The sequence below is a fragment of the Ferdinandcohnia sp. FSL W7-1320 genome (assembly GCF_038050315.1).
Classification (GTDB): Bacteria; Bacillota; Bacilli; order Bacillales; family Bacillaceae_L; genus Ferdinandcohnia; species Ferdinandcohnia aciditolerans.
Map to the genome: position 1 here is coordinate 448,149 of NZ_JBBPAM010000001.1, position 23,792 is coordinate 471,940.

Genomic DNA, 23,792 nt, shown 5'->3' on the forward strand with positions numbered 1-23,792 from the left:
AATGGGGAATCTATCTCATAAACAGTTAGCAACAGAATGCTTTAACAAAGTGTGGGATCTATTAGAAAATACGAATCGTACGGAATATGAAACAGAGGAAATGATGCATCTTTGTCATACTTCATTTTGGCATTGGACACAGGTAACAGATCACACCGAACAAAATTTATCAATTGGATATTGGCAACTTTCACGCGTTTATGCTGTAGTGGAAAATGGAGTTTTGGCCCTATACTTCGCAAAGCGGTGCGTCGAAATCAGCAAGAAGGCAGAGCTAGCTCCATTTTTTATAGCGTACGCATTTGAAGCGTTGACAAGGTCTTATATCGTCCTAAATGAAATAGGCCAAGCAGAAGAAACCCTTATTCAAGTTAAAAAATATACGGAACTTGTAAAAGATGAAGAAAGTAGGAAGCTCTTATTAGCAGATTTGGCAGACCTTATGAATAAAATATCATGACCCGCATGCATAACTCATGTTAAAAATTGGGATATTACTATTTGAGGTGAATAATTATGAAAAAAATAGTAATATCCCTGCTTTCTCTTGTCATCTTGTTCCCATTCCAAGTCGGTGCACAAGCAAGAGTTGAATGCCCAAGTGTGAGTCTGTTAGAGGATACATCAATAACGAATAAAGATGAACTCATTCAGGCTTTGGAAACAATCATTCCACGTACATTTGGCGAAAGTGATTATGGAAATCATTTTTCAGATTGGGAAGTCGTAACAGCGCAACCTCTAGATGAAAAAGTTGCAAAAGAATACCAAATGTCTACGAAATATTGTGGACAAGAGGTTGCTGACAAATCATGGTTAGTTACATTGCATTTTCCAAGATGGGAAGGAAAAAGTGACATTGCAGCGGATGGCCAAATTTTTGTATCTAAAAGTAAAGATAATGGTTGGTTCGTCTGGTACAGAAATCAATAAAAGAACGCAAACAAAACGCTTGGAAAAAATCCAAGCGTTTCGCATTTTTAATAAGTGGAAAATAGATTAGTGCGAAAAGGTGAATTATTTTTTTGTGAATTTTGCCTCGGCAGTTTGTTTATACAGTTGATGTCCGAAAACAGCAACCCCAGCTGCAATTACTCCGTTATATAACGCCTCTGCAGTAAAGCCATAGAAAAATGCGCCTCCTACTAGAGAAACTCCTAAAAGAATCCATCCAATAGCCCAATCAGGAATAGTTGGCGTTGATTTTAGGAAATACCCGATCACCCACAGTGCAGGGACCAACATATAGTAATTTTCATTTAAAAATTCAAGCAAGTCCATGGTTGTCACCTCCCTTAGTTCATCGTATGAAAGGTAGAAAGATGTGCTTGTTCGGATATCCCGATTTCATAAAAAAATGGTGAGTAAACACTCATTTTTTTATTGACTAGGTTTTGAAAAAGGAGCATAATGTGAGTAATCACTCACTTCTTTGTGAAAAGGGGGACCTATCATGAGTCATACTGTAGAAATCAATAAGATGAGTAAAAGCTTTGGGAAAAAGGTGGTACTAAATGAAATTGACCTATCTATTGAGGAAGGTACGATTTACGGTTTTATTGGGCCATCAGGTGCAGGTAAAACGACATTAGTTAAAATGATTGTGGGAATGGATTCACCAGATCATGGCTCCATTCAGGTGTTAGGAAAGAAAATGCCCAATTTGGAATTGTTGCAGGACATCGGGTATATGGCTCAATCCGATGCTTTGTACACAGAACTAACAGGTAGAGAAAACCTTGCATTTTTTGCTTCACTTTATAAATTAAATCGTGCCCAAACGAAAGAACGAATTGAATATACAGCAAACCTAGTCAATCTGACAGACGACTTAAATAAAAAGGTATCCACTTATTCGGGTGGGATGAAAAGACGTTTGTCTCTCGCGATCGCATTGATTCAAAATCCCAAAATGCTCATTTTAGATGAGCCAACTGTTGGCATAGATCCGGAGCTAAGACTTGCCATTTGGAATGAACTCATCCGTTTAAAAAAAGAAGAAGGAAAAACAATTATCGTGACAACCCATGTCATGGAAGAGGCTGAGCGTTGCGATTACATTGCAATGGTACGGGACGGTAGGATTTTAACAAGAGGTACACCAAACGAATTGAAAAAAGCATACAATGCCAGCAATTTTGATGAAGTATTTTTACACGCTGGGAGGGCGAGACAATGAGAATCGTAGCACTCATAAAAAGAATTTTTCAGCAGTTGCTTCGTGATAAGCGGACATTGGCTTTGCTATTTGTGGCTCCACTATTAATCCTATCTCTAATGTACGTAATGTTTAACGGAGATTCAGCAGAACCTACAGTGGGTGTTGTAGGTGTTGATGAAAAGTTAGTCATTGCATTAAAAAAGCTAGATATTCAAATTGAAGAGTTTGAACAGGCACCAAATCCTAATCAGACAATACTTAATCACGAACTTGATGGGTTACTTGTAATGGAAAATAATCATGTCATTCTTACGTTAACAAACAGTGACCCATCATCTGCAAAAGCCTTGCAAATGAAAGTGAACCAGATTTTTGCTGCGCAAGCACAGGAAAATCTAGTAAGTCAACTACCAAACCCTAGTGTAATGCCAAAAGTCGAACTCGAAACAAACTATGTGTACGGTAGTGATGACACCGCCTTTTTCGATGTGCTAAGCCCTATTTTAATCGGCTTTTTTGTTTTCTTTTTCGTATTTTTAATTTCTGGTATAGGATTACTAAAGGAAAGAACTACCGGTACTTTGGAGCGTCTTTTATCCACACCAATTCGAAGAGGTGAGATTGTAACAGCCTACCTTGTTGGATTTGGCATTTTTGCAATTATCCAGACAATAATTGTTGTCTTTTTTGCCATCACTGTTTTAGACGTCATATTAGTTGGTTCGCTATGGAATGTGCTCGTCATCAATTTATTATTAGCATTGGTAGCTCTTTCCTTGGGGATTTTATTATCTGCTTTTGCAGCTTCGGAATTTCAAATGGTACAATTTATTCCGATAGCCGTTATTCCTCAAATTTTTTTCTCAGGGATTATACCGCTTGAAGGAATGGCCAACTGGCTTCAAGTTGTAGCAAAATTCATGCCTTTATACTATGCCGCCGATGCATTGAAGGGTGTCATGTATAAAGGCTTGGGAATTACTGATATAAGTTTAAACCTTTTGATGTTAGTCATATTCGCGGCTGTGTTTATCATACTGAATGTATTCGCATTGAAAAAGTACCGTGCATTGTAGCTAAGGAAGTGAAGAATTTTGTCAAAAGATAATTTACTAGACGCTCTAATTGAACAAACTAAATTAACGAAAAAACAAACCGATAAACAACAGAAAATCATAGAAACTGCGATTAGTTTGTTTGCGGAAAAAGGGTATGCTAACACATCAACAAATGAAATTGCAAAAGCAGCAGGGGTTGCTGAGGGAACTATTTTTCGGCATTACGGTACAAAGGATAATTTATTGCTCTCCGTTATTTTGCCTTTTCTAAAAGAAGCATTACCTGGAATGGCCGAAAATGTGTTTAAAGAAGTATTAAAAGAGGAGACGCTCCACTTTGAGGATTTTTTAAAAGGACTTTTCAAAAATAGAATAAAATTCGTGATTGAAAATAGAGAAATCTTTCAAATCATCGTTAAGGAAATCTTATATAGTGACTCACTACGACAGGAAATTGCACCATTTTTTATGGACAGTGTTATCAAACGGGTTAATCAAGCAATTGAGAAGTTTAAAGAACGCGGAGACATAAAGGACATACCGACACACAAACTATTAAAATTGCTAATGACAACCTTCGGTGGTTTCCTTGTCACTAATTTTGTACTTATCCCATCCCAAGAAAAAATGGATATCGACCAAGAAACGGAAAACTTAGTCCGTTTTGTAATGGATGGTATCAGAAAATAAACTGAGCCTTGCCCGACAAAACATGCCGAGCAAGGCTTCATTATTACATGGATAATGGTAATGTTTGATTTTTTCGACCTGTAGATTCTTTCTTTCCATGCACAAAGAAGTAAAGAATAATACTCGCTAAAGCAAAAATTCCTAGTATAGAATATAGCTTGCTGTATCCTGTAATTGGAACAAGATATCCTAATAGATAAGGACCAAACCCAAGCCCTGCGTCCAGGAAGATATAGAAAGTTGAGGTCGCAAGCCCCATGCGATGTGCTGGTGTTAACTTGATCGCAACAGCTTGAGTACATGACTGCATATTCCCGAATCCTAGCCCGATAAGCGCACCAGAAAGTAGGAGAGTTATGCTGTTATGCGCAATACTTAATAGAAACATTCCAATTCCTAATAGGATAAAGGCAGGATACATGACATAATTGGCACCTTTTATATCCATTAACCGTCCAGTGAAAGGACGGGAAAGAAGTATCGCGATAGAATACACAAGGAAGAAGAAGCTTGCTGCAGTTACTAATTCAATTTCAATTGCATAAAAATTGATAAACGAAAGAACACTCGCGTAACAAAGCGAAATTGCAAAAGTAACAATAGCAATCGGAAGTGCCTTTGGTTCCACATAATTTGCAATTGAAAAGCCTTTTTTCTCTTGAGTTTGATTTGATTGTACTTCAATTGGTGGCACATAAAGAATGAACGAAGTGAGAAGAGTGATAACTCCAATCACAAGACATAGACCGAAGATAACCTGGTAGCTCGTATGTTGAGACATAAATAATCCGATGAATGGTCCGATTGCCGTCGCTAATGTCGCACTCATACTAAAATAACCAATTCCTTCACCCCTGCGTTTGGGTGGGATAATTTGAGCAACAATGGTACCAGTCGCAGTGCTAGCGATGCCAAGCGTAACGCCGTGTATGAAACGATTGATAAGGAAAAACGTGATTCCGGCATGTACGAAGTATAAGAAGGTCGTGAGTGTAAAAAGAGTCAACCCAATAAATAATGTCTTTTTACGTCCAATCAGATCGATATAACGACCAATAAAAAGTCGGCCAATTAATGTTCCGACAATAAAGATGCCTGTGACAAGCCCTGCTTGGCTAGTGGAAGCACCATATTCATCAACCGCATAGACGGCGATAATTACAACCAATAGATAAAAGATAAAGGTTAAGAAAAAGTTGATGGAAGACACGATGATAAAATCTTTCGTCCATAGTTTTTGATTATCCAAGTTGAAAATCCCCTCACTTAATTAAATTGTTTCGTATTGTTTTCATAATCTGAATGGCTTGGAGTAGTTCCTTTTCAGATACCCCCTCGATTAATTCCTTTTCAAATTCATCAACTGTTTCTCTGACTTCTAGGTACACTTTTTTACCAAGGTCAGTCAGCTGCATTCTTTTTTCTCGCTTGTCTTTCCCAGGAATGTTTTCTACATAGCCAAGTTCTTCTAAACGATTTATGGTTCTTGTAACAGTTGGCTTTTCGACACCTAGGTAGTTAGAAATTTCCACGAGTGTTGGTGAACCAAAGTTTACAATGTAGTACAGAATGGACCATTGTGCTCTATAAAGCTGGTGTTTTCCCAGTTCAACATTCAGCTTACTCTCAAATGGTCGATATAATTGGGTTAGTTGTTGAAAAAACAATTGAAAATTTCCGATTGGAATTCACCTCTTTTGAAAATAGTTACCCAAGGTAATAGTTAACAAGGGTAACCATTTGAATATAATATCAGACATCATTGTAATAGTCTATGAAATAAGCAAATAAAAATGAAAAAAGCGTGAGAAAACTGTTTCCAGTTTACACGCCTTTTATGGTTATTTGCTCGGAAAACCGCTATGAACCAAGCCCTGCGCTTTCCTCTTCTTTTACCCTGGTAATAAAAAACAATGCAAGAACCAGACTCCCTGCTGCAGCAATAAATAACACACTGAATCCAAACAGATCAATTAAGTATCCAAGTGCTGGAGGTGACGTGATTGCAGCCAATGAGGAAACTAAATAATAAAGCCCTGTTCTCGTTCCGAAACTTTTTTCACTTCCTGTCGAGACAATATAAGGGTATGCGTTAATGTTAACAAATGCCCAAAAAATGCCTCCCAAAAATAAAATGGCCCTCAAGAGAATAACGGAATCAACCCAGTTTAATAGTAAAAAAGAAACAATTAGCCCAATGACACCTATGACAATTACTTTTTTCTTGCCAATCTTTGCACCTAGTAGTCCACTTGGAATGGCTGAAATCACAAAGCTTAGTGAAAAAAATGTAAGTGAAAAAGCAGAAGCGCTTCTGGAAAGACCTAACTCATTTACACCATATAAGGTAAACAAAGCCTCCATTCCTTGAATGGCAATAAACCAAAAAAAGATAGCTGCTAAAAGGTATATCGTAGAGGCATTCAATTCCTCCTTATAATTAATCTTTGGTATGACTGTTTCTGCATAGGAAAGGGCATCACGTTGTTCTTTTATATGTTTAAATACAATCCAAAGGGTGATCAGGAAAACAACGGAAACAGCAAGAAAAGGGAGGGTCTCGTCGATGCTAAATAAGAATGAGCCGATACTAAATGCTAAGATAGCACCGCAGCCCCCCATAAAGTTGATGATTCCGTTTGCTTTTGTACGTTCTTGTTCAGGGGTGATGTCGGGCATCAATGCAATCGTAGGAGAACGGAAAATCGCCATCGATAAGTTCATGCATAGCATAAAAATGAGTAAGGATATTAGCCCAGTGTGGAAGGGAATGAGGGTATAGAAAAGGGCTGCAAGTGGCACACCAACAAGTAAATAGGGCATCCTGCGTCCGAAGCGAGTTCGAGTTTGGTCACTTAATTGTCCAATATACGGCTGTAAAAAGAGAGCAATATAATTATCGATTGTCATAAGAAAACCAATTAAAGCCGTACTAGTAATGAAATTATCCAGAAAAAAAGGAACAAATCCGTTATACAAAGACCAACCTAGACTAATGCTAAAAAAGCCAAACCCTAATAACCAAGTTTTTTTCATTCTCGCTCTCCTTGATGTAGATCAAATGCGCATTGGCGTATTTGTGCCCATTTGGACTTCTACTGAATATGTCAAACATACTTCTAATTTATGCTCAAGAATAGTACTTTTTGCCTGTTTTTGTGCCTATTATTCTTGATTTGTTTCATTTGTTTAAAGCGCGAAAATAATGTATCGTAGACATTATGTGATTGAGCAAAAGTGAGATAGAAAGTGGGAAGATGAAATGAAAGAACGTAGCCTAATTTTTTTTGACATAGATGGGACACTCTTGAACCATAATAAACAACTTCCGCCTTCCACAAAGGAAGCCATCTTTAAACTAAAGGAAATTGGACATGAAGTTGCGATTGCTACTGGTCGTGCTCCTTTTATGTTTGAAGACCTTCGCGAAGAGCTTGGGATCGGTACATATGTTAGCTACAATGGGCAGTACGTCGTGTTAAATGGAGAAGAGATTTATACGAACCCATTAAATGAAGAAGCCCTTATTCAATTAACTGAAAAGGCACTTGCCAACAATCATCCTATCGTTTACATGGACCACGAAGACATGAAAGCAAATGTGCCCGAACATGAATTTATTACGGAAAGCATTGCAACATTAAAAATCAAAAGTTTTCCAGCCTATGATCCAACGTATTATGAAGGACGGAAATTGTTCCAATCGCTTTTATTTGTCCAAGAAGGCGAAGAAGGTCAGTACGAAAAAGAATATAAGGACTTTGATTTTGTGCGCTGGCATCCGGTTTCCGTAGACGTAATCCCTAGAGGGGGTTCAAAAGCTAACGGAATAGAGAAGCTTGTTGAAAAAATAGGTATTCCTTCAGAACGCATTTATGCTTTTGGTGATGGGTTGAATGATATGGAAATGCTCACCACTGTTCAAAATAGTGTAGCCATGGGGAATGGACTTGACGAAGTAAAAGAAGTAGCGAAGTACGTTACCAAATCAGTTGAGGAAGATGGAATCCTACACGGACTAAAAATGGTGGGGTTGTTATAGAAATAGTTGCAAACCAAAAAAAAAGAGCAAAAGCACGAAAAATCTTGCTTTTGCTCTTTTTATGTTTCAAAACTCATGATTTAAAGATATTATCTATATCCTGGATTTCTTTTGGCGTTAATGTAATTTCTAACGCTTTAAGGTTACTAACAATTTGCTCTGGTCTTTTTGCCCCAGGGATAACAGAATCAATTCCATCACGTGTTAAGTACCAGGCAAGGACAAGATGTGCCATTTCAACATTTTTTGATTCGGATATGGTTCGTAATTTTTCTACCTTTTCAAGATTTTGCAGGTATGATTCCTCTTTAAAATAAGGTAATCTTGCTCGAAGGTCAGTGAATGTGGAGTCCTTTGAAAACTTACCGGTTAGTAAACCGGCTGCTAAAGGGTAAAATTGTATAAACGAAATATTTTTTTCAATCGTGTAAGGTATTATGTCATTTTCTAGTCCTCTGTCTAACAAGTGATAACCACCCTGGTATACATCTACGTAACCGTCCTGGTTCGCTTCTCTTAGCTGATCTATTGAAAAGTTTGACACCCCAATTACTCGTAGTTTCCCTTCATCTTTAAGCTCTTTTAAAGCACCGATAGCCTCAGCTTTTGGCGTTGTTTTATCGGGTTTGTGGATATAATAGATATCAATATAATCTGTTTTTAAACGCTTTAGGCTTTCTTCTACCTCTTGCTTTAGGAAGGAAGGGGAGTTATCAAATTGTATTTTTTGATTAATAAGTTTGGGGCCACCCTTTGTTGCAATAATGACATCAGATCGATTTCTCATCTCACTTACAACTTCACCAATCAATTCCTCTGACCTTCCAAACCCATAGCTATATGCCGTATCAATAAAATTTATATCATGATGAAATGCTGTTCTTACTAAATCTTTCCCAACCTCATCATCAAGGTTTGAATAGATATTATGACCACCAATCGCATTTGCTCCCAACCCGATTGGATTAATATATATTTCGGTTTTACCTAAACGAACTTGTATTGTCATTTTAAGCATCTCCTCTAAGCAAAAACATTTTATTTCAAGGGCTTATAATCAACATCAACTTTATCCTTTTCCTGATAAGGGGAGAGCATGAAAGCAGCTTTAAAAATTGTTTCCCCTGTATTTACAAGATAATGAACTTTTTTTGGCTCGACATGGATAAAGTCGCCTTTACTGCAATTGAAAACTTCTCCATCGATGTGGATTTCCAATTCGCCTTCAAGAATAAAGAAATTTTCCTCCATTACATTATGGTAATGGGCAGGGAAGTCTTGACCAGGTTTTAAAACCACTACACCAAAGTTCATTCTTGGACCTCTTTGAAGATACTTCGGACCACTATCACCAAATCTGTATTCCTTTTCGTTCTCATTAATAACCGTCATTGTTATCACTCCAAGTCGCTTATTTTAAGACTAAGAATCGGGCGCAAATTCGCAAAGGCTCATTTGATTCCGGGTGCTATCCACATATGCTCAGTTAAACCACTATCTGCTAATTCAAGTTGATGTTTGTATATGCCCTTCCACTTACTGTATAACTCATCATAAACTTCCCGATTTTCTTGATTTGGTAAATAGGTTCTTTCGAAATGAATGACTTTTGCTATAGCATCGTTAAAATCCTCATAAATCTTTGCGCCAACACCTGCACAAATTGCGGCACCTAGGGCTGTCGATTCTTTTACAACTGGAACTTTTATAGGCGTATTAAGGACATCGGAAACGATCTGACACCACAACTCACTTTTCGAAGCTCCACCCGCAAAAATAATCAGTTCAGGAGAAGTATTTGTTATAGCATTAACCAATTCGATATTCCCCTTCGTTACAAAAGCTGCATTTTCCATAATAGATCTATAAAAGCTTGCTTTGTTATACTTGTGGGAATCAAGTTTAAAGTTAATAAAACCAGGTGCGGCATGCTTCCAAGTTTTATAGTTCATTTGATCTGAAAAAGTGCATAGCAACCCAAAGCTTCCGGCAGGAACGTTTTGTGCTCGTTTTTCCATCTGAATATAAATACTTTCTCCGGTTTTATCTTGAATGTCCTTTTCAAGCTCACAAAAACTATCTCTAAACCATCTCATCACTAAGCCTGGAAAAAAGGCAATTGCTTCGTATTGCCAAGTATTAGGTGCAGCATGGCAATTAATTCGTACTCTGCATTCATCGTCGATTTCAACATGATTTGTAGTATATTCGTATTGCCAGAAGCTTCCTCCAAAGATAGCAGCATCGCCTTCTTTAATAACCCCTACGCCAATACAACCAAGCTGCGCATCTCCACCTCCAGCAACAACAATTGTTTGAGGGTTTAATCCTGTAAGCGTTGCCATTTCGTTCGTTACGTTTCCAATTACCGTACCACTTTCGTATACGATTGGAAAAATATCATTTCTCAGGTTTACTTTTTGGGCGATACTTGGATCCCATAACCTGCTTTTTAAATCAAAGAGCCCAGTAGTACAACCGTTTGAAGGCTCGACTGAGATAATATCTGTGAGACGATAGGTTATCCAGTCATTAAGCATCGTTACATATTTTATCTTTTCGTATGTGTCAGGGAGATTATTTTTAACCCAAAGTATTCGAGGGATGGCACCTAAGGAAAACGTCTGACCAGAGAGTTTATAAATCTCAGATTCTAGTGAATCGCTCTGGCTATATAGATTTGCAACTTCATCGTTAGAACGTGAATCAACATTCGCACATGCCCATATTTCCTTGCCCTTGTCATCATATAAAACGATGGCTTCTCTCATACTAGTCGTAGAAATGGCAAGTATATCACGTGGGTCTATTTTGCTTTTGTCGATCGTTTCTTTGATGAGGTCAGTAATGATACTGATATTTCTATTGATATCAAAATCCATAGAGCCTGGATATCTTTTATCTTCATGGTGTGTCCATTCAGCCTGTGAAACGCATACCTCTTGGCCAGTTGTGTCAAATATGATTACTCTCACACTGCCAGTTCCAGCATCGATAGCCATTAGGAATTTCCCCTTCATTCCTATTTCCCCCTTATCAAAAAAAGATAGTGTTCACTCTTTATATCAATCCTTGGGCAACTGATTCATCAGTAATTAGAACATCAATATATCCCCCCTTAAGTGCACCAATTATTGCATCCTTTTTTTCAAGGCCGCCAGCAACAGCTACTACATGATTAAGGGATTTTAGTACGTCAATTTCAGTACTAATAAGTTGTTTATGAAAATCTAAATCTAAAACATTACCATTGATATCGTAAAACTGGCATAATAAATCGCCAACTGCCCCCTTTGACTTTAATATTTCAAAGTCATTTGTATTGAAATAGCTTTCTTTAATTAAGGTGGCTCGATCATTCAGAGCGCCTATTCCGATTACTGTTAAATTCGTATATGGTATCATATCTAATATTTTGCTTACTGATTGTTCCTTTCGTAAATGCTCTGCAATATTTTTAGAGGAAATGATTAAGGGGGAAGGAACAATGTAATGATTGTAGTTAGGGTTCGTATAATAGTCTGATCTCGTATCGATAGCGGTAGGCATGTAGAACTTTACACCGCCAGAAAGTGAAACAAATGTCACTTTGTATTTTGTTGAGATACGCAAATGTCCTAAAGTTCTAGATACAGCTTCTCCGTAACCAATGCTTAACATCGTATCACTTGTAATTCGATCTTCAATATACTGGGCAGCAGCAATCGTTAAACTTTCAACATTCTTTTGATTTGAAGTAGGTACAATGATGATATCCTTTAGATTATATTTTTTCTTAATCTTATTTTGGAGACTAAGATTCTCAATTTCTTCCAGGTTGATTTTAAATTGGATCACATTGTTTGTTTTTGCTTTTTCAAGGTATTTAATAACCTTCATTCTTGATAAATTAAGAGATTCTGATATCTCATTCTGCGTTAGACCTTCAATATAATATTGCCACGCAATTTTTACGATTAAGTCATTTTCATAGTTCATCATAATCACTCTTCTTAGCTATATTTTTGGTTAATACAATTTATTCATATGCCAACAAATGTTCAAAAATGATACAAACATAACATCCTATTTCCAAAATTCATGAAAAACCATTTACAGAAAAATCCTTTTATTATTATGCGAATAATCTCGGGCCTGGGAATATATATGTAATATAAAAGTTCTATGGTCTATAAAATTTTAATAATTATGAAAATGAATAATTTTATCCTGCCTTAATAAAATGTTTTAACTTTATTCAGCAGAAGTCCCTACTTCTATAAGTGGGGGATGAATGAAATTTTGAGTATTCAATCAGTGGTGGGTTTAAACCCCGACTGAATAAAGTGAAAGCCTCCGGCGGATGCCACGATTTTTCAGGGGTAGTTTTTCGAGCGAGCTCGAAAAAAACCGGGCGCAAATACGCCAAGGCGCATTTGATAATCAATCTAAAACCGTTAAAAGAAAGCGATTACAAAAATAGAGAGATTTGTAGGCATGGGGGGGTTTTTATGGAAGTGAAAAAAAGGCTTGTTAGGCTAGACAATATCTATAAGACTTTTAACCAAAATGAAGTCCTTAAGGGTGTCTCTCTAGAAATTTATGAATCTGAAGTAATCTCGATTATCGGTGGAAATGGTGCTGGAAAGAGTACATTGATGAAGATACTTACAGGAGTCTATAAAGCGGATAGTGGAAGTATAGAGGTAAGTGGTGAGAAGGTGAACCAGTTTAATCCCTCTATTGCACACGAAAAAGGAATCTATTTGGTGCCTCAAGAACCTTTATTATTTCCAAATATGTCAGTTGAGCAAAATCTCACAATTGGGTTAAATAGGAAAAAACAAGTGGTAAGGGAGCAGGCAAAGAAATTAATTCACCAACTAGGTTGGGATCTTGATTTGAATAGATTTGCAAATTCATTGTCAATTGCTGAGCAGCAACAAGTAGAAATCATAAAAGGTCTGCTAAGGAATGCGAAGATTCTTATTTTAGATGAACCAACATCTTCTCTAACATTTGCAGAGACGAAAAGCTTATTCGAGCTAATTGAGAAGTTAAAGGCCGATGGTGTAGGTGTTTTTTATATCACTCATAGACTTGATGAGGTTTTTCAGATTTCGACACACGCAGTCATTCTTCGAGACGGTAAAGTGACATTAAAAGGAGAAATCCATGACTTTACAAAAGAAATGTTAATTAACGGATTGTTACCAGAAGAAAGCGAACGAAATGGTAAAGAAGAGTTTAGGAAAAGGTTCATAAGTCGTGAAAAAGAAGAGCCGATCCTGAAGGTCCAAAATATTTGTGGTGATGGTTTTAAAAATATAAGTTTCGATGTTTATAAGGGAGAGGTAGTCGGTCTTGCGGGACTCGTTGGGGCAGGTAGAACTGAAATTGCAGAGGCTATATATGGAATTAATAAAATAACTAGCGGGAAAGTTTATTTGAATGGAAAGGATATTACGGACTTACCAGCAAACGAAACAATTGAAAGTGGCTTAGCCTATATTCCGGAGGACCGGTTTTTAAACGGAACTTTTTCAATTAGTTCGGTAAGTAGTAATATCACAGCACAGGTAATCAAAAATCAGGGATTTTTCCTAAATAAAAATTTGGAAGAAGCAATTACAAATGAATATGTTAAAAAGTTAAGCATTAAAATAAGTAGCCAAAATGAAGAAATTAAATCATTGTCTGGCGGAAATCAACAAAAAGTAATCATAGCACGGATTTTATCTACAAATCCACAACTTATCATCATGGATGAACCTACAAGGGGAATTGATGCAGCAGCGAGGAGTGATATTTATTCGATTATCACACAACTAAAAAAACATGGATATTCGATTTTGTTGGTCTCTTCAGATTTAGAAGAAATTGAAAGAATTAGTGATCGAATATATGCCATATATCGTGGTACGTGTGCGGACTGTCTTGGATTTGATGAGATTAATGCAACAAATGTGATGAGTGCTGCATTTGGAACATATAAAGGAAGAAGTGATAGGCATGTCTAAAATCACTGGCATAACGAAGTATAGGGAATTTAGAACCATTATCTTCTTGATTATTATTTTTTTGCTGGTAGGTATAGTTAACTCTGACTTTCTTGCTTTGGAAAACATACTAAATTCTGTGAAAAATAGTTTGCTATATATAGTCCTTGCGGTTGGATTAACTTTCGTTCTATTGACAGGAGAAATTGATATCTCTGTTGGAGGTACTTTAGGACTTAGTGCTGCAGTAAGCGGTGTGATTGTAAGGGACGGAGGAAGCATCTTTCTAGCGATTATTGTAGCTATTTTCATTGGGGCTTTAATCGGTTTAGTCAATGGAATAGGGGTTACAAAACTAAAAATATCTTCATTCATTATGACTCTAGGTATGTTGGAAATTGTAAGGGTTGTACAAGTAATATACACAGATGGAAAATGGATTGAAAATCTTCCTGCAAATTTCAAGCAAATCTCACAGATTAATCTACTGGGAATGAATCTATTAGGAATTATCGTGATTTTAGCCGTTATTATCCTACATCTTTACTTGTCAAATAGTAGGAAAGGGAGGTACTTCTCGGCGATTGGTGATAACGAGGATGGAGCTATATTAATGGGAATACCCGTAATAAGGTATAAAATCATATCATTTGTCATTTGCGGAATCTCAGCTAGTTTAGCTGGACTCATCTTTGCAAGTCAGGTTGGTTTTATTTCAACCACTGCGGGATTAGGGATAGAGATGACGGTAATCGCAGCTGCTGTTCTTGGAGGAGTCTCCTTAAGCGGTGGCATAGGTTCTGTAGTTGGTGCGGCGATTGGAGCCATTATTATGAGTTCAATTAATTCAGCTTTAGTATTCTTAAAAGTTCCAGCATTTTGGAATGCCACAATCTCAGGGTCGCTATTGATCGTTATTGTCGTAGTTGATGTCCTCATTTTCCGTAGAGCTAATAAGAAGGCGAAAAAGGAAAGGTTAAATGCGAGAGTGCTAACTTTAAAGGAGGAGGTGTGAAGTCTGGGATGCTGAAAAAAATACCGAAGTGGAATTTGATCCTTTTACTAACATTAGTTGGTGAAATTATTATATTTGGTTTAATTAACCCGAGATTTTGGAATCTAAATGTACTTCTAAATAGTTTTAATGACTTTGTGGGAATTGCCATCATTGCTTTTTTTGTGACATTTGTCGTTATTACAGGTGGTATCGATATTTCAGGGGGATCTATTATCGGGCTAACTTCTGTAGTAACAGGTATGCTAGCACAATTTGTTGGAATGAATATTTGGATTGCCGCCCTATTAGCAGTACTAGTTGGAGGACTCTGTGGTTTGCTGAATGGAGTACTTATCGCATATGCCAAAGTTCAGGCCATGGTTATAACGCTAGGCGGGATGCTTTTATATAGTGGAATTGCAATTGTATTAGTTGGTTTATCGGGAACAAGCACATATGAGGGAATTTCTGGATTTTCACAAGAGTTTATAAATCTAGCAAATGGAAAAATTCTTGGAATACCACATTCCGTTATCCTCTTTCTTGTAATACTAGTGATTGCCTATATTCTACTTCATAGAACGAGATATGGGAGATATGTCTATTTAACTGGGATTAATCAGAACGCAGCGGATTATTCAGGTATCGATACTAGGAAGATTATTACAAGTACTTATATTTTATCAGGGTTAAGCGCAGGTATTGCGGGTGTAATTTTAACATCGTATTTGGGAAGTTCTCGAGCTGATTTTGGTGCGGAGTATTTAATGCCAATTTTAACAGCTGTTGTCCTAGGAGGAACATTAATAACTGGAGGTAAAGGGGGTGTTATCGGCACTGCACTTGCAAGCATAGTTGTTGGTTTCTTAAAGCTAGGATTGCAAATGGGAGGAGTTCAAACACAATATATAGGCTTAGCTACAGGATTGCTCTTAATCACTTCGGTTGCATTCTTAGGTGTTCCAGGATTCAAGTCCAAGGTAAAAAGATTTTTAACGATTAAAAAGGACAGAGGGGGAAATCTACATGCGTAAATCCAAGTTTTTTCAACTATTAACGGGAGTGGCTCTTTCCACATTGTTATTAGCAGCCTGTAGCGGTGAAGATTCTGGCAAAAGTACAGAAAATGGTTCTGGCGGAGAAAAAGATGCAAGTGACATTGAAGTCGTTTTTATTCCAAAAATGACTGGGAATGCATTCTTTGAATCAGGTAATGACGGTGCACAAGAAATGGCTGAAAAGATAGGATTTAAGGTGAAATATGATGGCGCACCGGAGGGAACAGTTGCAAATCAGGTGCAGATTATTAATAGTGCGGTCAATAGTGGTGCTGATGCAATTGCGATATCATCAGTTACCTCTGATGGATTAAATCAAGCTTTACAAAAGGCATTAGATGCAGGAATTAAAGTTGTTACTTGGGATTCAGATGTTGACCCGAAATATCGAACTGCATATATCAATCAAGGTACACCTGACATCCTTGGTGCAATGCTAGTTGACATGGCAGCACGTCAGCTTGAAAATCCCGATGAAGCACAACAGATTGCATGGTTCTATTCAAGTCCAACTGTGCCTGATCAGAATTCATGGGTTGATTATGCGAATAAATATATAAAAGAAAAATATCCTAACTGGGAAGTTGTAACAACACAATTTGGTGATGGGAATGAACAAAAATCTCTCCAAGTGGGTGAAAGTATTCTAGATTCATATCCTGACATCGATATTATTATTTGTCCTGACTCTACTGCTTTACCTGCAATGGCACAAGCGGCACAAAATAAAGGACTAAATAAGGAGGATGTAATCATTACTGGATTTGCATCTCCAAATTCTATGAGACAGTATATTGAAAATGATACGATCGAAAACCACGGTTTATGGGACGTAAAAGACCAAGGGGCTCTCGCAGTCTACATTGCATACTATTTAGCTCAAGGAAATGAACTAAAAGTAGGTGACACTGTAGATGTTCCGGAACTAGGGGAAGTAAAAGTAGAACCAAATTCTGTTCAAGGCTATGAGTACGAGGCAGAAGATTCCGGAATTATTGTATTACCTGAAAGAATCGTATTCACGAAGGATAATACAGGAGACTATGATTTCTAAAACCTTATAACAAAATTTCGCTTATTACTATCGATACGATTCTAGATATCTTGTAAGGAGAGGAAGAAAAAATGGCTGATGTAATTGGAAACAAAGCTGCAAAGAAATTTTTAGAAGAAACTCCTTTTGCCAATAATGGTAACTTTCATGTGAAAGGAGCAGCTAATTTAGATTGGGGAATGAAAGATCGATTATCAAGAATTTTTAATCCTAAAAGTCAAAAGACAGTCATGTTGGCTTTCGACCATGGATATTTTATGGGACCAACATCAGGCTTAGAAAGATTAGATATCCTTATTCCGAAATTAGCAAATTATGCTGATTGCTTAATGGGAACTAGAGGGGCAATCAGAAGTAGTGTCCCCCCAACCTTTAATAAATCAATAGCACTCCGGGCGTCCTCAGGCTCAAGTGTATTGCAGGATGACTTGAGTCACGAATCGATGGTTGTTGATATTGAGGATGCAATTCGAATGAACGCAAGTGCGATAGCCATCCAAACCTTCATCGGGGCAGAGGGGCAAAAGGAAACAATTGAACAACTAAATAAAGCAGTCAATTTAGGAACTAGGTACTCAATACCAACTATGGGTGTTGTTGCTGTCGGGAAGGAGATGGAACGCACAACCCAATTTTTCCTCTTAGCAACTAGAATGTTAGCAGAATTTGGTGTGCAAATAGTCAAAACCTATTATTGTGAGGACTTTGATAAGGTAGCATCTGCTTGTCCTGTACCATTAGTAGTTGCGGGTGGAAAGAAAGTTCCTGAAAAAGACGCACTCTCGTTGGCGTACAATTCTATCCAAGGTGGTGCGGCCGGAGTTGACATGGGAAGAAACATTTTCCAATCAGATTACCCTGAAGAAATGATTCAGGCAGTGGGAAAGGTTGTGCATGAAGGATATACGGATAAGGAAGCATATGAGTTTTTCATAGATTTAACGAATCAATAATGCTAATTTATTAGAAATCAAGCTTCTGCCTGGATAAGGGTAAAAGCTTGATTTTTGTTTGTCCTTTTAGAAAATATTTTAACTTTTTAAATTAGTACGATATAATTTATGTATATTTCGATTTGCGAAACATTTTACAAGAGAGGGGAAATTTAAATGGCATTATTACGTTCAGAAGTACCTGTTGAGCAAACATGGAACCTACAAGATTTATTTGAAACAGATGAGGCATGGGAGAGAGAGCTTTCGTCTGTTGAAATTGACATCCAAACCGTAACTCAATTTAAGGGGACTGTTGGGAAGAGTGCTAAGAACTTACTTAATTGCTTATTAGCAAATGACGCACTTCAGGAAAGAATTATGCGTGTTGTGAGTTATGCAGATTTACATATGTCGGTAGACGGTACGAATTCCGTTTATCAAACAAATGCTGCCAGGGCCGCATCCTTGGTCTCCAGTGTAAGTGCGAGTATATCATTTATAAAGTCAGAGCTACTTGCATTAGAATCAGAAACCATCCAATCATACATAAAAGAGGAAGAGGGATTACAAGAGTTCATAAAAACGTTATCGGATATCTCAGAGGCAAAGGAATACACACTATCCCCTGATGCAGAGGAAGTTTTAGCTGCGTTTGGTGAGGTGATGGATTCTCCATATATGATTTACCAAAGAAGCAAAACTTCAGATATGCAGTTTTCAGCATTTAAGACGGATAATGGGATCGAACATCCACTTACTTTTAACTCATTCCCAAAATATGAGGATTCTCCTGATACGGAATTGCGCCGTAAGGCTTCTGCAGCTTTTGCTGAAACTTTGGATAAATATAAAAATACCTATGCTGCGACATTAGCCACAGAGGTAAAAAAGCAAGTCATTGAAGCGCGCTTACGTGGTTATGAATCTGTAACAGATATGCTACTTGATGAACAACAGGTTACAAAGGAAATGTACCATAATCAGTTACATACCATTCAAACGGAATTAGCACCCCATATGCGACGCCTTGCTAAATTAAAGCAACGCGTATTAGGGCTTGAAAAAATGTATTATAGTGATTTAAAGGCTCCGCTTGATCCAGACTTTGACCCAGAGGTAACGTATGAGGAGGCTTCAAAGTATGTTCTTGATGCCATCCAGGTTATGGGGCCGGAATATAGTAAAATTATGGAAGGGGGCATTCATAATCGTTGGGTCGATTTAGCAGATAATATTGGGAAACGATCGGGTGCATTTTGTTCGAGCCCGTATGGAGCCCACCCATATATATTGATGACATGGAATAATTCCATGCGAAATACGTATACTCTTGCACATGAATTGGGACATGCTGGTCACTTTGTGCTAGCGGGGCGTAATCAACGCATCTCAAACAACCGTCCTTCACGTTATTTTATCGAGGCGCCATCAACAATGAATGAGATGCTGTTGAGCAGACATATTCTTTCGCATTCCAATGATGAACGGATGAAGCGCTGGGTGATTTTACAATCATTAGGCACCTACTACCACAATTTCGTTACCCATATATTAGAAGGTGAATTACAACGTCGTATCTATGAGTTGGCTGATAAAGGAACCCCGATTACAGCAAAACTTTTATGTGAACAAAAAACAGAGTTGCTGTCGACATTCTGGGGCGATGATGTAGTAATGGATGAGCTCGCTGCTTTAACATGGATGCGTCAGCCACATTATTACATGGGTCTATATCCATATACGTATTCTGCTGGTCTGACTGCTTCAACAGCTGCATCCCAAATGATTCAAGAGGAAGGCCAACCCGCAGTCGACCGCTGGTTATCTGCATTAAAAGCAGGTGGAACACTGAAACCACTTGAGTTGATGAAGCTTGCAGGTGTTGATATGTCAACACCGGAACCAATTAAGAAAGCAGTTGCCTATGTTGGTTCATTGATAGATGAGCTTGAAAGAAGTTTTTGATCAAAACGTTTTAACCTAGTCATTTTGGCTAGGTTTTTTTGTGTAAAAATGGATTTCAGGCATAAGATAAGGAAAGTGAAATTTTAAAGCTTGTACAATGATTCATTTATTCGCCTATGTAGTACAATAGTAGTAAAGGATTCTGATCATTTAAAATGGGGGATTCAAATGGATGAAATGGAAAAGCATTATTCAGACGATAAATTTTGGGAAAAACTTAAAAAGTTTGCATTAAGAGCGGGCCATTCAGTCGTATATACGGCATTATTGCTTTATTATGTCCTTCAAAAACCTGATTTGCCTGCAAAAGCAAGGGTGACGATTCTTGCTGCGTTGGGGTATTTTATTTTTCCAGTGGATCTCATTCCAGACCTTGCAGTAGGTATCGGCTTTACCGATGATTTAGGTGCCTTAGGTGTAGCATTATTCCAAGTGGCAATCCATATTGATGACAATGTCAAAGCAAAGGCAAAAGCAAAGTTAGTTGACTGGTTTGGTGAAGATGTCGATACTTCAGAAGTGGATGAAAAACTCTAGAAAGTAGAAAGGAACTACCCTTATTTAGCCTGGGGTAGTTCTTTTTTTAGAGTGATGGATCGTGGTGTTTTGGGTTCATAATGCAGGACTCCTTTTTCTTTAAGGCGATCCAGATATGCTTTAATTGTGCTTGTTGAGCTCACCGAAGTACAGAGTCTAGAAAGTTCACGTATCGTCGGAGCTTTGTGGAATTTCTTCATATATTTTTCAATTTGTTGAAGTAATTCCTGTTCGGTGTCCTCCATTCGCATTTGTAGTGTTCTAATTTGCAAACTTAACAACTCCTTTTTTCCTGGGTACATCTGCAGATAATATGCTTTCTATTTTAAAAGTTCTTTTTTTATGACGAAGCAAGCAATAAGCCTTGATGGTATGTTCATTGATTTCGTAAACCTTGATTAGGCGTTGTGTAAGTATGCCGTTTTGAGACATATAGATGATTTCGATTGGTGTGTGTTGAGAAAGGGCTCGTTGTAAAATCCCGCGCATGTAATCATCTCCTTTCTTATATTATATACGAACATATATTCTATTATCAACATAAACCAGAACATTTATTCGTGTCTTGGAGACTCGCTTTTAAATCAAGGATGTATGAAAACAGGGGTACCGATTGGAATGGTTCGTGCCAGTTCCTCAACATCATGGTTATACATTCGAATGCAACCTTTTGAAACGAATTTACCGATAGAGCTCGGGTCATTGGTTCCGTGGATTCCGTAGTGTTCTTTTGATAAGCTCATCCACATTGTCCCAAACGGTCCACCAGGATTCGGGGCTTTATTGATGATGATAAAGTTTCCGATAGGTGTGGAATGAAGCATACGGCCAACCGCAATTGGGTATTGTTTTTGTAAGACTCCATTTTTCAGTAAGCGTAAATGACGGTTCTGAGTAGAAATCTCAATTTTAAAGGGAATTGTTGAGGGGTCTGGGAAACCTGGAATAATAATGGATTGACCTGGATAAATCAGATTGGGGTTAATGGAAGGATTTGCTCGAATGATTTCAAAAAGTGGTTTCCGATAATCTCTGGCGATTTGATTCAGTGTTTCACCAGGTTTTACGGTATGATTCAACAGGAATACCTCCTTATTTACTACGTACATTCATCATATTAATTAACGAAGGAAAAGAGTCTGTACCTGTGGTCCAACAAGCCAATCCTCTGTTAAGAGGAATAAAAATACACCAGGCTACAAGGCCTCGTGTATTATGATTTGGATGAAATAGTTGGAGTTGTTTGTTGCGTTTGGTCTGCTTTTCTTTTTCCGGGAATGCCGTTTGTCTCAAGTAATTCAATGATTTTATCAAGATGTTCTTCATTTTCAACAACAACGAAATTGAGGAATGGAAAAATACTTTTTACCTTAATCGTTAACTTATAGCTAAAATTTAATCGGTCTTCAATCCCGTACAAATCATGCCAACGGACAATTCGCTCGACTTCATATTCCTTGACTCGGCTATAAGAAAAATATCGGCCCTGAAGGATAATACCTTTTGGTAATAAAAAGAGGTTTCCACGGTGGCGAACTGCACTAATGAGTGCAAAAAAGAAATATGCCAATGAAAAAAAGGAAGATCCTAAGTAATCTGTTGTAAGAATAACAATTAATAGCCCTATGAGAACGATGATTATAGCAGTCGTTCCCCATTTGACAATTTTATAAGATCTTGTTGATTTAGAAAGGGGCTCCATTTCCTTAAACTCATTCGGGATAAGGATGCCACGGAACTCCTCTTCCGTTTGCGGGTAAAGGGCTTCTTTTGAAAAATCGACTGCCTTTTTAATACTGATTCTGTATTGAATCAAATAATACACACCAAGTATGAAAACAATCGAAAAAAAGATATCTACAAACAAATAATCACCAACCTTGGTTTTTACATTATTTTCTATATATCTATTTTTTCATATTTTCAGCTGTTTGAAAAGGAAAAAAGACCACATTGCTGTGGCCTTCCTTTTACGCTTGTTTTGCATCTTCAACGATATGATATAGCAGGTGAGCGAGGTGATGGATGGGTCCATACTCTTGCTCTTCGTCTTCCGATTCTTCATCTGAAAACTCAAGGTCATTAAGGTACAATGCCATAAATTCATAAAAGTCCTTAAGCTCAAATGAGAAACAGTATGTAGGTTCTTCACTATCTTCTTCATACTGCAGGGCAAGATAATGTATATTTCCCTCGGCATCCGCACCATCGAAAAAGACAAAAAAACCAATATTTGTGTCAAGCTCAAATAAGTGTCGCGTACCACCTTCAGTCACACGGTTAAAATCGTCTTCCTCGAGGATACCGACTTTCATTGCTTCAACAGCATCTTCTTTATGAAATGAAACAGTAATTGATTTCAAAGATAACACCTCCTTAGGCTCATCTTTAGATTGTACTAAAAATATAAAAAGTAAAACAGCTAAAAGAAAATTAATCGATTTTTAAGATTACTAGATTTTCAGGTATAGAACCTAATCACCCTGGCTATCCTTGTTAAGGAGGTGAGGGACAAAATGAAAATGACAATTGCATTAATCTTATCGTTGGGAATTTTAGCAGGATTTTATAATAATCAGGAAGAAATCATTCAAAAAAACGATTTAGTGGATATAAAAGAAATTGCCGATAAAAATGAAATTGAAATTTCATCTTGGATGGCCTTATCTCGAGATAAGGTTGGACAAGCAAATAATGTACATGAAATGAAACAACAGATTGAAAAATTCATGAGTGATCATGGTTCATATAAGTGGAAAAGCATTCTTAAAGAAGAAAACAGCCATTATGTTTGGCAAGGATTAAAAGAAAATGATAACGGAATTACGGAGTCAATTAAGCTAAAAGCTTATAAATCCAATGATAAATACGAAATCGCTATCACGAATGAAGCAAAAGGGAATCAGCTTACTGCAGACCATGTTGAATGGGTGAGTGAAACTTTCGTGGAAAGAAATACTTTTTATACAGTCTCCGGTGTTATGAGATCCAAATCAAACCAATTAGATGAGGTAGCCGAGAAGATGGTTGGAGATGTGAATGCAAAGATGGTGGAACAGCTACAAGAAAAGAAATTTGTGTCGGTATCAGCTTACTCGGAGGTTTTCGAATCTGAATTGTTAACAGCAAAACAAGAAAAAATTAATCTTCAACTAGGCTTACGAGCAGATACAGATAAAAATGAAATCGACGTAACGATTGGAACACCAATAATTACAACCGAATATTAGAATAAGTAGCTTGGGCTAGTTTCCAAGCTATTTTTAAATGGAAGAGCATATTTTGTGACTTTTTCAAATTGTATGCTAAATTAATAG

27 protein-coding genes are annotated in these 23,792 nt (G+C 37.4%); 14 read left to right on the forward strand and 13 right to left on the reverse strand.

The genetic code is table 11. From position 1 onward, the window contains the following. The first annotated feature begins 1 nt into the window (after position 1). The gene (locus tag NST91_RS02225; RefSeq protein ID WP_341329821.1) at positions 2 to 460 is read left to right on the forward strand and encodes a hypothetical protein; all 459 of its coding nucleotides are present in this window, start codon (positions 2 to 4) and stop codon (positions 458 to 460) included. A gap of 56 nt (positions 461 to 516) precedes the next feature. Beyond that, the gene (locus tag NST91_RS02230; protein ID WP_341329822.1) at positions 517 to 933 is read left to right on the forward strand and encodes a hypothetical protein; all 417 of its coding nucleotides are present in this window, start codon (positions 517 to 519) and stop codon (positions 931 to 933) included. 84 nt (positions 934 to 1,017) lie between these two features. Here the strand turns inward: NST91_RS02230 and NST91_RS02235 are convergent, their stop codons facing one another. Next, positions 1,018 to 1,281, reverse strand: coding sequence for a phage holin family protein (locus tag NST91_RS02235; protein WP_341329823.1), 264 nt, complete (start codon positions 1,279 to 1,281; stop codon positions 1,018 to 1,020). 172 nt (positions 1,282 to 1,453) lie between these two features. Here NST91_RS02235 and NST91_RS02240 point away from each other — a divergent pair, with 172 nt between their 5' ends. Genes NST91_RS02240 through NST91_RS02250 form a run of 3 tightly spaced genes read left to right on the forward strand, consistent with a single transcriptional unit; the run spans position 1,454 to position 3,909 of the window. Further along, the gene (locus NST91_RS02240; protein WP_341329824.1) at positions 1,454 to 2,179 is read left to right on the forward strand and encodes an ABC transporter ATP-binding protein; all 726 of its coding nucleotides are present in this window, start codon (positions 1,454 to 1,456) and stop codon (positions 2,177 to 2,179) included. After that, positions 2,176 to 3,237, forward strand: a complete 1,062-nt coding sequence (locus tag NST91_RS02245; protein WP_341329825.1) for an ABC transporter permease — start codon at positions 2,176 to 2,178, stop codon at positions 3,235 to 3,237. Before NST91_RS02240 ends, NST91_RS02245 begins: the two co-directional genes overlap by 4 nt. Positions 3,238 to 3,255: 18 nt before the next feature. Further along, complete coding sequence (locus NST91_RS02250) at positions 3,256 to 3,909, forward strand: TetR/AcrR family transcriptional regulator (RefSeq protein ID WP_341329826.1); 654 nt, start codon at positions 3,256 to 3,258, stop codon at positions 3,907 to 3,909. 43 nt (positions 3,910 to 3,952) lie between these two features. Here the strand turns inward: NST91_RS02250 and NST91_RS02255 are convergent, their stop codons facing one another. The 3 genes from NST91_RS02255 to NST91_RS02265 all read right to left on the reverse strand — a co-directional run bounded on the left by NST91_RS02255 (position 3,953) and on the right by NST91_RS02265 (position 6,945). Continuing rightward, positions 3,953 to 5,158, reverse strand: a complete 1,206-nt coding sequence (locus tag NST91_RS02255; protein WP_341329827.1) for an MFS transporter — start codon at positions 5,156 to 5,158, stop codon at positions 3,953 to 3,955. Between the two features lie 13 nt (positions 5,159 to 5,171). Beyond that, positions 5,172 to 5,576, reverse strand: coding sequence for a MarR family winged helix-turn-helix transcriptional regulator (locus NST91_RS02260; RefSeq protein ID WP_341329828.1), 405 nt, complete (start codon positions 5,574 to 5,576; stop codon positions 5,172 to 5,174). A 193-nt stretch (positions 5,577 to 5,769) separates the two neighbouring features. Continuing rightward, the gene (locus tag NST91_RS02265) at positions 5,770 to 6,945 is read right to left on the reverse strand and encodes an SLC45 family MFS transporter (RefSeq protein WP_341329829.1); all 1,176 of its coding nucleotides are present in this window, start codon (positions 6,943 to 6,945) and stop codon (positions 5,770 to 5,772) included. 226 nt (positions 6,946 to 7,171) lie between these two features. Between NST91_RS02265 and NST91_RS02270 the strand changes: the two genes are divergently transcribed. Further along, positions 7,172 to 7,951, forward strand: a complete 780-nt coding sequence (locus NST91_RS02270) for a Cof-type HAD-IIB family hydrolase (protein ID WP_341329830.1) — start codon at positions 7,172 to 7,174, stop codon at positions 7,949 to 7,951. A 73-nt stretch (positions 7,952 to 8,024) separates the two neighbouring features. On the opposite strand, the gene NST91_RS02275 is transcribed toward NST91_RS02270, so the two are convergent. From NST91_RS02275 to NST91_RS02290, 4 genes are read right to left on the reverse strand one after another with little or no spacing between them, the layout of a single operon-like run. Next, a complete protein-coding gene (locus NST91_RS02275) occupies positions 8,025 to 8,960 on the reverse strand; it encodes an aldo/keto reductase (RefSeq protein WP_341329831.1) in 936 nt (311 codons plus the stop codon). A gap of 29 nt (positions 8,961 to 8,989) precedes the next feature. Further along, positions 8,990 to 9,343 carry a cupin domain-containing protein gene (locus tag NST91_RS02280; protein WP_341329832.1) on the reverse strand — a complete coding sequence of 118 codons (354 nt, stop codon included), beginning with the start codon at positions 9,341 to 9,343 and terminating at the stop codon, positions 8,990 to 8,992. A gap of 59 nt (positions 9,344 to 9,402) precedes the next feature. After that, positions 9,403 to 10,971, reverse strand: coding sequence for an autoinducer-2 kinase (gene lsrK / locus NST91_RS02285; RefSeq protein ID WP_341329833.1), 1,569 nt, complete (start codon positions 10,969 to 10,971; stop codon positions 9,403 to 9,405). A 40-nt stretch (positions 10,972 to 11,011) separates the two neighbouring features. After that, positions 11,012 to 11,929: a sugar-binding transcriptional regulator gene (locus NST91_RS02290; protein WP_341329834.1), complete on the reverse strand. Its 918-nt coding sequence runs from the start codon at positions 11,927 to 11,929 to the stop codon at positions 11,012 to 11,014. Positions 11,930 to 12,441: 512 nt separating this feature from the next. On the opposite strand from NST91_RS02290, the gene NST91_RS02295 reads away from it, so the two are divergent. The 7 genes from NST91_RS02295 to NST91_RS02325 all read left to right on the forward strand — a co-directional run bounded on the left by NST91_RS02295 (position 12,442) and on the right by NST91_RS02325 (position 20,475). Beyond that, positions 12,442 to 13,950: a sugar ABC transporter ATP-binding protein gene (locus NST91_RS02295; RefSeq protein WP_341329835.1), complete on the forward strand. Its 1,509-nt coding sequence runs from the start codon at positions 12,442 to 12,444 to the stop codon at positions 13,948 to 13,950. Next, on the forward strand, positions 13,913 to 14,944 hold the full coding sequence (locus NST91_RS02300) for an ABC transporter permease (protein ID WP_341329836.1): 1,032 nt from the start codon (positions 13,913 to 13,915) through the stop codon (positions 14,942 to 14,944). Before NST91_RS02295 ends, NST91_RS02300 begins: the two co-directional genes overlap by 38 nt. Before the next feature lie 8 nt (positions 14,945 to 14,952). Further along, positions 14,953 to 15,960: an ABC transporter permease gene (locus tag NST91_RS02305; protein ID WP_341329837.1), complete on the forward strand. Its 1,008-nt coding sequence runs from the start codon at positions 14,953 to 14,955 to the stop codon at positions 15,958 to 15,960. After that, the gene (lsrB, locus tag NST91_RS02310) at positions 15,953 to 17,038 is read left to right on the forward strand and encodes an autoinducer 2 ABC transporter substrate-binding protein LsrB (RefSeq protein WP_341329838.1); all 1,086 of its coding nucleotides are present in this window, start codon (positions 15,953 to 15,955) and stop codon (positions 17,036 to 17,038) included. The genes NST91_RS02305 and lsrB overlap by 8 nt, the downstream gene beginning before the upstream one ends. 71 nt (positions 17,039 to 17,109) lie before the next feature. Next, entirely contained in the window at positions 17,110 to 17,991 is an 882-nt protein-coding gene (gene lsrF, locus NST91_RS02315; RefSeq protein ID WP_341329839.1) for a 3-hydroxy-5-phosphonooxypentane-2,4-dione thiolase, read from the forward strand. A 156-nt stretch (positions 17,992 to 18,147) separates the two neighbouring features. Continuing rightward, positions 18,148 to 19,938: an oligoendopeptidase F gene (gene pepF / locus NST91_RS02320; protein WP_341329840.1), complete on the forward strand. Its 1,791-nt coding sequence runs from the start codon at positions 18,148 to 18,150 to the stop codon at positions 19,936 to 19,938. A 168-nt stretch (positions 19,939 to 20,106) separates the two neighbouring features. Beyond that, a complete protein-coding gene (locus tag NST91_RS02325; protein ID WP_341329841.1) occupies positions 20,107 to 20,475 on the forward strand; it encodes a YkvA family protein in 369 nt (122 codons plus the stop codon). A gap of 20 nt (positions 20,476 to 20,495) precedes the next feature. On the opposite strand, the gene NST91_RS02330 is transcribed toward NST91_RS02325, so the two are convergent. The 5 genes from NST91_RS02330 to NST91_RS02350 form a co-directional block, all read right to left on the reverse strand. Further along, complete coding sequence (locus NST91_RS02330; protein ID WP_165918166.1) at positions 20,496 to 20,747, reverse strand: LexA family protein; 252 nt, start codon at positions 20,745 to 20,747, stop codon at positions 20,496 to 20,498. Then, positions 20,737 to 20,964 carry a hypothetical protein gene (locus tag NST91_RS02335; protein ID WP_341329842.1) on the reverse strand — a complete coding sequence of 76 codons (228 nt, stop codon included), beginning with the start codon at positions 20,962 to 20,964 and terminating at the stop codon, positions 20,737 to 20,739. The genes NST91_RS02330 and NST91_RS02335 overlap by 11 nt, the downstream gene beginning before the upstream one ends. A 95-nt stretch (positions 20,965 to 21,059) precedes the next feature. Continuing rightward, on the reverse strand, positions 21,060 to 21,554 hold the full coding sequence (locus NST91_RS02340; protein WP_341329843.1) for a L,D-transpeptidase family protein: 495 nt from the start codon (positions 21,552 to 21,554) through the stop codon (positions 21,060 to 21,062). A 134-nt stretch (positions 21,555 to 21,688) separates the two neighbouring features. Beyond that, positions 21,689 to 22,342, reverse strand: a complete 654-nt coding sequence (locus NST91_RS02345; RefSeq protein WP_341329844.1) for a hypothetical protein — start codon at positions 22,340 to 22,342, stop codon at positions 21,689 to 21,691. Between the two features lie 103 nt (positions 22,343 to 22,445). Further along, entirely contained in the window at positions 22,446 to 22,838 is a 393-nt protein-coding gene (locus tag NST91_RS02350) for a cytosolic protein (protein ID WP_309101759.1), read from the reverse strand. A 153-nt stretch (positions 22,839 to 22,991) separates the two neighbouring features. On the opposite strand from NST91_RS02350, the gene NST91_RS02355 reads away from it, so the two are divergent. Further along, positions 22,992 to 23,705 (forward strand): YwmB family TATA-box binding protein, encoded by a 714-nt coding sequence (locus tag NST91_RS02355; RefSeq protein WP_341329845.1) that lies wholly within the window; start codon positions 22,992 to 22,994, stop codon positions 23,703 to 23,705. The last annotated feature ends 87 nt before the right edge of the window (positions 23,706 to 23,792 follow it).

Coding starts and splice junctions, on each gene's coding strand:
- NST91_RS02295 (WP_341329835.1), top strand. CDS start 12,442: ATGGAAGTGAAAAAAAGGCTTGTTAGGCTAGACAATATCTATAAGACT.
- NST91_RS02335 (WP_341329842.1), bottom strand. CDS start 20,964: ATGCGCGGGATTTTACAACGAGCCCTTTCTCAACACACACCAATCGAA.
- NST91_RS02305 (WP_341329837.1), top strand. CDS start 14,953: ATGCTGAAAAAAATACCGAAGTGGAATTTGATCCTTTTACTAACATTA.
- NST91_RS02235 (WP_341329823.1), bottom strand. CDS start 1,281: ATGGACTTGCTTGAATTTTTAAATGAAAATTACTATATGTTGGTCCCT.
- lsrF (WP_341329839.1), top strand. CDS start 17,110: ATGGCTGATGTAATTGGAAACAAAGCTGCAAAGAAATTTTTAGAAGAA.
- NST91_RS02275 (WP_341329831.1), bottom strand. CDS start 8,960: ATGACAATACAAGTTCGTTTAGGTAAAACCGAAATATATATTAATCCA.
- NST91_RS02355 (WP_341329845.1), top strand. CDS start 22,992: ATGAAAATGACAATTGCATTAATCTTATCGTTGGGAATTTTAGCAGGA.
- NST91_RS02325 (WP_341329841.1), top strand. CDS start 20,107: ATGGATGAAATGGAAAAGCATTATTCAGACGATAAATTTTGGGAAAAA.
- lsrB (WP_341329838.1), top strand. CDS start 15,953: ATGCGTAAATCCAAGTTTTTTCAACTATTAACGGGAGTGGCTCTTTCC.
- NST91_RS02265 (WP_341329829.1), bottom strand. CDS start 6,945: ATGAAAAAAACTTGGTTATTAGGGTTTGGCTTTTTTAGCATTAGTCTA.
- NST91_RS02240 (WP_341329824.1), top strand. CDS start 1,454: ATGAGTCATACTGTAGAAATCAATAAGATGAGTAAAAGCTTTGGGAAA.
- pepF (WP_341329840.1), top strand. CDS start 18,148: ATGGCATTATTACGTTCAGAAGTACCTGTTGAGCAAACATGGAACCTA.
- NST91_RS02225 (WP_341329821.1), top strand. CDS start 2: ATGGGGAATCTATCTCATAAACAGTTAGCAACAGAATGCTTTAACAAA.
- NST91_RS02245 (WP_341329825.1), top strand. CDS start 2,176: ATGAGAATCGTAGCACTCATAAAAAGAATTTTTCAGCAGTTGCTTCGT.
- NST91_RS02290 (WP_341329834.1), bottom strand. CDS start 11,929: ATGAACTATGAAAATGACTTAATCGTAAAAATTGCGTGGCAATATTAT.
- NST91_RS02270 (WP_341329830.1), top strand. CDS start 7,172: ATGAAAGAACGTAGCCTAATTTTTTTTGACATAGATGGGACACTCTTG.
- lsrK (WP_341329833.1), bottom strand. CDS start 10,971: ATGAAGGGGAAATTCCTAATGGCTATCGATGCTGGAACTGGCAGTGTG.
- NST91_RS02280 (WP_341329832.1), bottom strand. CDS start 9,343: ATGACGGTTATTAATGAGAACGAAAAGGAATACAGATTTGGTGATAGT.
- NST91_RS02230 (WP_341329822.1), top strand. CDS start 517: ATGAAAAAAATAGTAATATCCCTGCTTTCTCTTGTCATCTTGTTCCCA.